Annotated in this window: 10 protein-coding genes and 1 pseudogene; 8 read left to right on the top strand and 3 right to left on the bottom strand. The window is 72.7% G+C overall.

Annotation, left to right across the window (positions count from 1 at the left end; translation table 11 throughout):
• Window positions 1-374: 374 nt before the first annotated feature.
• Window positions 375-788, bottom strand: a complete 414-nt coding sequence (locus RB614_RS43975; RefSeq protein WP_308718659.1) for a PH domain-containing protein — start codon at window positions 786-788, stop codon at window positions 375-377.
• A gap of 328 nt (window positions 789-1,116) precedes the next feature.
• On the opposite strand from RB614_RS43975, the gene RB614_RS43970 reads away from it, so the two are divergent.
• The 6 genes from RB614_RS43970 to RB614_RS43945 all read left to right on the top strand — a co-directional run bounded on the left by RB614_RS43970 (window position 1,117) and on the right by RB614_RS43945 (window position 6,425).
• On the top strand, window positions 1,117-2,247 hold the full coding sequence (locus tag RB614_RS43970; RefSeq protein WP_308718661.1) for a thiolase family protein: 1,131 nt from the start codon (window positions 1,117-1,119) through the stop codon (window positions 2,245-2,247).
• Window positions 2,248-2,292: 45 nt separating this feature from the next.
• Window positions 2,293-2,787 (top strand): hypothetical protein, encoded by a 495-nt coding sequence (locus tag RB614_RS43965; protein ID WP_308718658.1) that lies wholly within the window; start codon window positions 2,293-2,295, stop codon window positions 2,785-2,787.
• A 160-nt stretch (window positions 2,788-2,947) separates the two neighbouring features.
• Entirely contained in the window at window positions 2,948-3,634 is a 687-nt protein-coding gene (locus tag RB614_RS43960; protein ID WP_308718660.1) for a response regulator transcription factor, read from the top strand.
• Window positions 3,627-5,039 carry a sensor histidine kinase gene (locus RB614_RS43955; protein ID WP_308718657.1) on the top strand — a complete coding sequence of 471 codons (1,413 nt, stop codon included), beginning with the start codon at window positions 3,627-3,629 and terminating at the stop codon, window positions 5,037-5,039. Before RB614_RS43960 ends, RB614_RS43955 begins: the two co-directional genes overlap by 8 nt.
• Before the next feature lie 35 nt (window positions 5,040-5,074).
• Window positions 5,075-5,605: a hypothetical protein gene (locus RB614_RS43950; RefSeq protein ID WP_308718656.1), complete on the top strand. Its 531-nt coding sequence runs from the start codon at window positions 5,075-5,077 to the stop codon at window positions 5,603-5,605.
• A gap of 118 nt (window positions 5,606-5,723) precedes the next feature.
• Window positions 5,724-6,425 carry a glycosyltransferase family 2 protein gene (locus RB614_RS43945; RefSeq protein ID WP_308718655.1) on the top strand — a complete coding sequence of 234 codons (702 nt, stop codon included), beginning with the start codon at window positions 5,724-5,726 and terminating at the stop codon, window positions 6,423-6,425.
• Here RB614_RS43945 and RB614_RS43940 read toward each other — a convergent pair.
• Complete coding sequence (locus RB614_RS43940) at window positions 6,376-7,275, bottom strand: transketolase family protein (RefSeq protein WP_308718654.1); 900 nt, start codon at window positions 7,273-7,275, stop codon at window positions 6,376-6,378. The genes RB614_RS43945 and RB614_RS43940 overlap by 50 nt on opposite strands.
• Window positions 7,276-7,280: 5 nt before the next feature.
• Window positions 7,281-7,964 (bottom strand): transketolase, encoded by a 684-nt coding sequence (locus RB614_RS43935; RefSeq protein ID WP_308718653.1) that lies wholly within the window; start codon window positions 7,962-7,964, stop codon window positions 7,281-7,283.
• Window positions 7,965-8,008: 44 nt separating this feature from the next.
• On the opposite strand from RB614_RS43935, the gene soxR reads away from it, so the two are divergent.
• Window positions 8,009-8,458, top strand: a complete 450-nt coding sequence (gene soxR, locus RB614_RS43930; protein WP_308718652.1) for a redox-sensitive transcriptional activator SoxR — start codon at window positions 8,009-8,011, stop codon at window positions 8,456-8,458.
• Window positions 8,459-8,569: 111 nt separating this feature from the next.
• Window positions 8,570-8,743: pseudogene (locus tag RB614_RS43925) on the top strand (NF041680 family putative transposase); the annotation flags it as partial.

Here is an 8,743-nt window from a genome sequence, read left to right as displayed (position 1 = left end):
GATCGTGTCATCGATCTTCACGTAAAGTGCGGTCAAGAGGGTGTCGAGGTCTTGCGTCACAACATGATCATCGACACCCTCCCTCATGCCCTCGCATCGACCCCCGACATCGGAACTACTCGTCTAGACGATCCATGCCAAAGGGTGGGCTACCGCGATGTCCGCGGTGGTCCGGACCGTTGCGCGGGGCCCCCGGGGAAACGTGGAGCGCAGCGGAGCGTTTTCTTGGGGTGCATTCCCGCGGCCTCACCGTCCGCGGTCGGCACCCCCGCCCCGATCCGCCGAGGCCGATGCGGCATCGGGGGTTCGACGTCGGGTCGCGGAATCAGATCGTGGTATCGAGGTGCCCCCAGAGGGGCACTGAAATACCACGATCACCGGTTCTCCAGGGGCTTGAGTGCGGCGGCGACCTCGGCCGGTGGCGCGCCCAGGTCGTACTCGCTGAAGAGGTGCAGCGAGTCGCCCGCGTCGATCTCCAGCGTCTCGGTGCGGATGCCGAGCCTCGGCCGGGTCTCCACCCGTACCCGCTCGATCTGCGACCAGGCCAGGTGGCGACGGCCGGCGAAGCCCGCGACCAGGGTGACCCCCGTCGGGTCGGCGGCGAGCCGCACCGGCGCGAGCAGGTCGCGGGCCGCCCACAGGGCGAGCGCGGCGGCCACGGCGGCGGCGAGCACGAGGCGGACCGCGTCGCCGTCGGCGAAGAGAAGCCCGACGGCGAAGAGCGCGGCGGCCGCGGCCAGCTTGACGGCCGGCACCTTTCGCGGCACCCGCCAGCTAAGGGCGTCCATGCGCCAATTCTGGCCCGCACCGGATCAGCCGCGCGGCCCGGGCGCGCCGCACCGTGCTCAGGGCCTTGCGCCGCGCCGCGCGGGCGAGACGGGTCGGGCGCCGCGCCGCGCACCGCAAAGGGCCTTGCGCCGCGCCGCGCGGGCGAGACGGGTCGGGCGCCGCGCGCACCGCACACAGCGAAGGGCCTTGCGCCGCGCGGGCGGGAAGGGGCCGCGCCGGGAAGGGTCGGGCGCCGCGCGGGGCTGGGCCCGGGCGCCGCCCGCGCGGGGGCGGGTGGGCGCCGTGCCGGCCGGGACCGGGCGCTACTGGGGAGTAATGTCGATGAGTATGAGGGACGCGGTCATCGTCGGCGCGGTTCGCACTCCGGTCGGGCGGCGCAAGGGCGGCCTTTCGGGCATCCATCCGGTCGACCTGTCGGCGCACGTGCTGCGCGCTCTCGCCGAGCGGACCGGCATCGACCCGGCCCACGTCGACGACGTGGTCTGGGGTTGCGTCTCGCAGGTCGGCGAGCAGTCGTGGAACATCGGCCGCAACGCCGTCCTCAGCGCCGGCTGGCCGGAGTCGGTGCCCGGCACCACGCTCGACCGCCAGTGCGGCTCCAGCCAGCAGGCCGTGCACTTCGCCGCCGCGGTGGTCCTGTCCGGCCAGGCCGACCTCGTCGTGGCCGGCGGCGTCGAGTCGATGACCCGGGTGCCGATGGGCTCCAGCGCCGCCGGGCAGTGGGCGTTCGGCGAGGGCGTGCGCGAGCGCTACGGTGACGGCGGCTTCAGCCAGGGCGTCGGCGCCGAGATGATCGCCGCGCGGTGGGGCTTCTCCCGGGCCCGGCTCGACGAGTACTCGCTGGCCAGCCACCAGAAGGCGGCCGCCGCGCAGGACGCCGGCGGGTTCAAGCAGGAGATCGCGCCGGTCGGGCCGATCGACGCGGACGAGGGCATCCGCCGCGACACCTCCCTGGCGAAGCTGGCCGAGCTGGCCACCCCGTTCAAGTCGGAAGGCGTGGTCACCGCCGGGTCCGCGTCGCAGATCTCCGACGGCGCCGCAGCGCTCGCGGTCACCACCAGCGACTGGGCGCGCGAGCACGGCCTGCGGCCGCTCGCCCGCATCCACACCGCCGTGGTAGCCGCCGACGACCCGGTCATCATGCTCACCGCGCCCATCCCGGCCACCGCGAAGGCGCTGCGCCGCGCGGGGCTGGGCATCGAGGAGATCGGCGTGTACGAGGTGAACGAGGCGTTCGCTCCGGTGCCGCTGGCCTGGCTCGCGGAGACCGAGGCGGATCCCGAGCGGCTCAACCCACGCGGCGGCGCGATCGCCCTGGGCCACCCGCTCGGCGGCTCCGGCGCCCGCATCATGACCACGATGCTGGGGCACATGCGCGACAACGGGATCCGGTACGGGCTGCAGACGATGTGCGAGGGCGGCGGCATGGCCAACGCCACTATCCTGGAACTTCTATAGCTTGCAGGCCGCGACATATTCCGTTCGCATCTCGTTAAACGCGGCATGGACGTCTTCTCCCGAACGTTCTTGCCCGCCGCCGCCGAAGCCGGTGTGGCCATCTCCACCGTGAGCCGCCACATGCCCGTCTTCCGGCGGTGCGTGGAGGCCGAGGACGCGACGGTCCTGGTCACCCGCTGCCTCCGCCCGGATCGGCCGCTGCAGGGCGAGTTTCTGCTGCTCCTGACGTACCGCCGCCTCGTGGTGACCCAGGAAACCAGGGTGCTGCACCGCCTCCGCCTGCACCTCAACACCGAACTCCGGCACCTCAGCAACGTCACCTGGAACCCGGACCCCCGCGCCGCCGCGGTCGAGCTTGCCGCGACCGCCGTCGACGGCATCCGCGAACGGTTCTGGATCAAGGCTGTTCATCCGAAGCAGGTCTGGCACCTGGACGCGCTACTCAGCCACGCCTTCCGTCCCCGACTGGTGGCCGAGCGCGCCCAGCAGGCATCTCGCGTACCAGCGCCGGAAGCGCTGCGCGTGCCGGCTGCCGCCTGACGAACCTCTTCGACCCGGACCCCGCGGTCGTACGGACCGCGCCGGGCAGGTCGAAAGGTTCGCTAGGGCCGGGGCGCCCCGAACTCCCCGTGCGGGGCGCCCCCGCCCGTACGTTCCTCGAACATTGCGGTGCTGCTCGGGCGACCGCCCGTCCGACATGATGGTTGCCGTGGAGCCCAAGGGCCTGGTGCTCGTCGTGGAAGACGAGCGGGCCATCGCCGACCTGGTCCGGATGTACCTGGCCCGGGACGGCTTCGGCGTGCACGTGGAGCACGAGGGTACGGCCGGGCTCGCGGCGGCTCGGCGGCTGCGGCCGGTCGCCTGCGTGCTCGACATCGCGCTGCCGGGCCTCTCCGGCACCGAGGTGTGCCGGCAGATGCGCGAGGGCGGCGACTGGACGCCGGTCATCTTCCTCACCGCCCGCGACGACGAGGTCGACCGGATCGTGGGGCTGGAGCTCGGCGCCGACGACTACGTGACCAAGCCGTTCAGCCCGCGCGAGCTGGTCGCCCGGGTACGTGCGGTGCTGCGCCGTACGGCGGGGGCGCCGGAGGAGCGGCCGCACACCGTCGGACCGGTCACGCTCGACCCGGGCCGCCGTTCGGTCACCGTCGATGGCACGCCCGTGCAGCTGACCTCCACCGAGTTCGACCTGCTGGCCCGCCTGATGGGCCGCCCCGGCCGGGTTTTCACCCGGGAGGAGCTGCTGGCCAGCGTCTGGGGGTACGCGGCGCACACCGGCACCCGCACGGTCGACGTGCACGTGGCCCAGGTACGGGCCAAGCTCGGCGCCGGCGCGGCCGTCCTGCGCACCCACCGCGGCGTCGGGTACGCGGTCGATGCCTGACCGACCCGAGCTGACCCAGCTGCTGCCGGTCGTACGCCGCCGCCCTCTCGGGCGCACCATCACCGCCCGCGCGGTGCTTGCGGCCTGCGCCGTGGCCGTCGTGTCGGTGCTGGTGACCGCCCTGATCGCGATACCCATCGCGGTGCGCGGCGCGGAGCGGCAGGCCCTCGACTCGCTCGACCAGCAGGCGCAGGTCGCGGCCAAGCTGCTGCGCCCCCGTCTCAGCAGCGGCCGCACCGGCGACGAGGAGCGGCTGATCGGGCAGTTGCGCACCGAGGAGATCGACGCGTACCTGATCCGGGCCGGCCAGCCCGATCGGCCTGGCCTGCCGTCGCAGGTCGTGGCGCGGATCGCCGCCGGGCACGACGTGAGCATGCGCCGCCCGGTCGGCGGCCGTCCGTCGATAGTGGTCGGCCGTGCGCTGCCCGGCGGCAACGGTGTCGTGCTCGTCTCGCCCCGGGCGACCGGGCTGTGGCGCGAGGTCCTGGGGATCATCTGGCTGCCGCTGCTGGCGGGGCTCGCGGCCGGCGTCGGCGCCGGCGTGCTGATCGCCCGCCGCATGGTCCGCCCGATCCGCAACGCGGCCACCGCCGCCGCCCGCCTGCGCGCCGGCGACCGGCGGGTACGGGTGCCGGTCGAGCCGCCGCAGGAGACCGCCGACCTGGCGTACGCCCTCAACGACCTGGCCGCCGCCCTGGCGACGAGCGAGGGACGGCAGCGCGAGTTCCTGCTCTCGGTCTCGCACGAGCTACGCACCCCGCTGACCGCGATCCGGGGGTACGCCGAGGCGCTCGCCGACGGCGTCGTCGCGGCCGAGGGGGCCCAGCGGGCCGGCCAGACCATGCTCGCCGAGGCCGAGCACCTCGACCGGCTGGTCAGCGACCTGCTCGCGCTGGCTCGGCTGGAGGCGGCCGACTTCCCGCTGGCGCCGGTCCGGATCGACCTGGCCGCGCTGGTCCGGGACGCCGCCGAGGCCTGGGGTGGCCGGTGCGCCGCGGCCGGCGTGGTGCTGCGGGTGGAGCTTCCGGCGGGGGAGGTGCCCGTGTTCACCGACCCGGGACGGATCCGGCAGGTGGTCGACGGCCTGCTGGAAAACGCGCTGCGCATCCTCCCGGCCGGCGCGCCGGTCGTGCTCGCCGCCGGGCCGGCGCCGGCCGGTGCCGTGCTCGAAGTCCGCGACGGCGGCCCCGGGCTCACCGACGACGACCTCGCCGTGGCCTTCGAACGGGGCGCGCTGCGGCAGCGCTACGAGGGAGTACGCAAGGTGGGCAGCGGCCTCGGACTGGCGCTCGCCGCCGGCCTCGTACGGCGGCTGGGCGGGACGATCCACGCTGGGCACGCGCCCGAGGGCGGCGCCCGCTTCACCGTGATGCTGCCGCCTTACGAACCCCGTACACAGGCTTGACGCTCCCCTCGCCGGCGCGGCGGACGCTGTTTCACATGAAACGTCTCGGACTGGTTTTGGCCAGCGGAGTGCTGGCATTCGGGCTTGTGGGGTGCGGTGGGGCGGCGGTGCAAGAGGCCGGCGAGACCGCGGTCGAGGTCGCGGCGGCCATGGGCGCGGAGGGGCAGGCGCTGGCGGCCATGGGAATGGACCCGTCGCCGGCCGCGTCGCCCTCGGACTCGCCGTCGGCGGCGCCGGACCGCAAAGACCGACGGGAACGGCGCAAGGCGCGCGTCCTGCTCCGCAAGAACGTCCTGCACGGCGAGGCGGTCGTGCAGACCAAGGACGGCACGAAGACGGTCGCGGTGCAGCGCGGCGAGGTGACCCAGATCGATGACGATTCGATCACCGTGAAGTCGACCGACGGGTACACGGCGACCTGGACCTTCGCCAGCGACCTGCACGTGGTCCGGCACTCCACGACCGTCCAGCCCGAGGAGATCGAGGCGGGTACCAAGGTCGGCGTCGCGGGTGCCAAGGACGGTGACGGCTTCGTCGCCCGGCTCATCGTGGTGCCGAGGTCCTGACCGGGTACGGGCTCCCCGGCGGTCGGGACCGGGGAGTCCGTTTCGTACCCATCGGCATGTGCTCGATCCGATGCGGCTAGGCTGGTCGAGATATCGCCAGCAGCCCGTGGAGACCTCCGTGAAGCTGTCCATCCTGATGCCGGTCTACAACGAGGAAGAACGTGTCGCGGACGCCCTCAAGCAGGCGCTCGCGGTCGACTACCCGTGCGAGATCGAGCTCGTGGTGGTCGATGACGGCAGCCGCGACGGCACGGCCGAGGTGCTCGCCCGGGCCGACGACGCCCGGCTGCGGGTGATCACCCACCAGCGAAACGCCGGCAAGGGCGCCGCGATCAAGACCGCGGTGCGCAACGCCGAGGGTGAGTACATGGTGATCCTCGACGCCGACCTCGAGTACGACCCGCAGGACATCCCCAAGCTCCTCGCCCCGGTGCTCGACGGCCGGGCGAAGGTGGTCTACGGCAACCGGACGTTCGGCAGCCACAGCGCCTTCAGCTTCTGGTACGTGGTGGGCAACAAGGCGGTCACCACCGCGGCCAACGTGCTGTTCAACTCGTACATCGGCGACCTGGAGACCTGCTTCAAGCTGATGCCGGTCGCGCTGTACCGGTCACTCGACATCCATTCCCGCGGCTTCGGGATGGAGGCCGAGGTGACCGGCAAGCTGCTGCGTCGCCGCATCCGGCCGTTCGAGGTGCCGATCAGCTACACCGCCCGCGGCCGTGAGGAAGGCAAGAAGATCACCTGGCGGGACGGCGTGGAAGCGCTGTTCATCCTCGGCCGCGAGCGGGCCCGGCGTCCGCACCCACAAAGGCGCTGATCGACTCCCGCACCCCGGCCGGATCCAGCCCTTGCCACCGGGCGTGGTCCTTCGGGCTGCCGTACCGGTGCAGGTCCGTGCGGCGCACGCCCAGGCTCAGCAGGCGGTGCGGCAGGTCGCGGAGCGCGTCCGACACCACCGCGCTCGACGTGCCGGCCAGGTAGGGCTCGACCAGCACCACGTCGCTGTGGCCCAGCGCGCGCAGCCCCTTGACGTCGAACGGGCGCGGCGTGTTCGTGTACGCCACCGTCACATCCAGACCTTCCACAGCCGCCAGCACGGTGTCGAGCATCGGCCCGACCGCCACCACCGCCGCGCGCCCACCCCGCCGGACCGCCTGCAGGCCGGTCCCCGGCCGCGCCTGCGCGTTGCGCTGCGTCGAGAGCCGGATGTAGACCGGCTCGTCGTGGCCGGCCGCCGCGGTCAGCAGCGGTCCGACCTCACCAGCATGACCGGGTACGTGTACCGTCCAACCGCCCAGCGTGTCAAAGAGGGCCACGTCGCCCGGGGACTGGTGGGTGCGCCCCTCGGACGAGGCGTCGTAGGAGGCGCCGACGCTCACCAGCACCGCGCCCACGCCCTGGTGGTCGAGGTCCAGCTTGACCTGCTCGTACGCCCGGTCCACCAGAAACGGCGCGTACGAGTGCACGATCGGCCGCAGCCCGGTCAGCGCCAGCCCGCCGGCGACACCGAGCATGAGCTGCTCGCGGATTCCCACGTTGACCACCCGGTCGGGGTGCTCGTGGGCGGCCGGCGCGAAGGCGTCGCCGGAGATGTCGGCGAGCACGACGGCGGTACGCGGATCGCTGTCCAGCAGCGCGGTGGCGGTGTCCACAAAGGTCTGTCGCATCGTCCTCAACCCTTCTTCTCCACGACCGCGACGACCACGTGCGGCGCGGCACCGTTGTGTGCCCGCAGCCCCGCTTCGATGGCGGCGTGGTCCCGACCGTCGACAGTGGACGCCGTCCAGCCGTGGAACCGCCCGGCGATCCCACCCGGCCAGCCGTGCGTGGACGACTGGTTGTCGACGACGATCGCGGTGAGGCTGGCGAGGCCGGTCGCGCCCGCGTACGCGATCGCCTCGTGGTTGGACCCCTCGTCGAGCTCGGCGTCGCCGACCAGCGCGTACACGCGGGCGTCGGTGAAACCCTGGGCCCGCAGCCCGAGCGCGGTGCCCACGCCCAGCCCGAGGCCGTGGCCCAGCGAGCCGGAGCCGATCTCGACGCCGGGTACCAGCAGGCGGTCCGGGTGGTGGCCGAGCCGGCTGTCCGGCCCGGCGAGGTCGTCCAGCCACTCCTGCGGGATGAAGCCCTTGGCCGCGAGAACGGCGTAGTAGGCGGCCGGCCCGTGCCCCTTGGAGAGCAGGAAGCGGTCGCGGCCCGGGTCGTCGACGCGGTCGGGGGAGGCGCGCAGCACCCGGTCGTAGAGCACCCAGAGCACGTCGAGGGTCGAGTAGGCGCTGGGTGCGTGTTTCTCGTCGCCGGTGAGCCGGGTCAGCAGCTCACCGAGACTGGCGCTCGTGGTTGTCGGTGCGGTCATTTGGTTAGGGTGCAAGTTGAAGTGGACTTCAACTCAAGGGACGTATGACCGAGACCTCATTGACCATCGGCGAACTCTCGAGCCGCTCCGGCGTCGCACCCTCGGCCCTGCGGTACTACGAGCGGCTCGGCCTGATCCGCGCCGCCCGCACGGGTGGCAACCAGCGCCGGTACGACCGCGCCGAGCTGCGCCGGGTCGCCTTCATCCGGATCTCGCAGCAGGTCGGCGTGTCGCTGGAGGAGATCCGCACGGCGCTGGCCTCCCTCCCCGAGTCGCGCACACCCACCAAGGCCGACTGGGCGGCACTGTCCGCGCGGTGGCGCGGCCGCCTGGACGAGCGGATCGCCTTCCTGGAACGCCTCCGCGACGACCTGAGCGGCTGCATCGGCTGCGGCTGCCTGTCGCTGCGCCGGTGCCGCCTCTACAACCCGGACGACGAGCTCGCCGCCGAAGGCGCCGGTCCTCGGCTCCTCCTGCCGCCCGGGCTCGCCTAGCTTGATCTTTAACCTTGACGGTCGGGTGTGGACCCCGGTCGATCATGTGGACAGCCCTTGGTTGATCATTCTTCTTGTCGAGGGAAGAACGTCAACATCCAAGGGCTGTCTGTGGTCAGTGTGCATGATCGACGTCCGGGTGACGCGGTCGGGGACCTGTCGTGGTTTCGGCAGGAGTTGCTGGGCTGTATGTCGCGGCGTGCGGATGCGTTGTTCGAGTTGTGTGACGCGGTGCTGTGCGCCGATGGGCCGGTCCGCTCGTTGGTGGGGTTGTCGTTGGTGGCC

The sequence above is a fragment of the Phytohabitans maris genome (genome assembly GCF_031085175.1).
GTDB classification, from domain to species: Bacteria; Actinomycetota; Actinomycetes; order Mycobacteriales; family Micromonosporaceae; genus Phytohabitans; species Phytohabitans maris.
This window is presented reverse-complemented; position numbering and strand designations above follow the sequence as displayed.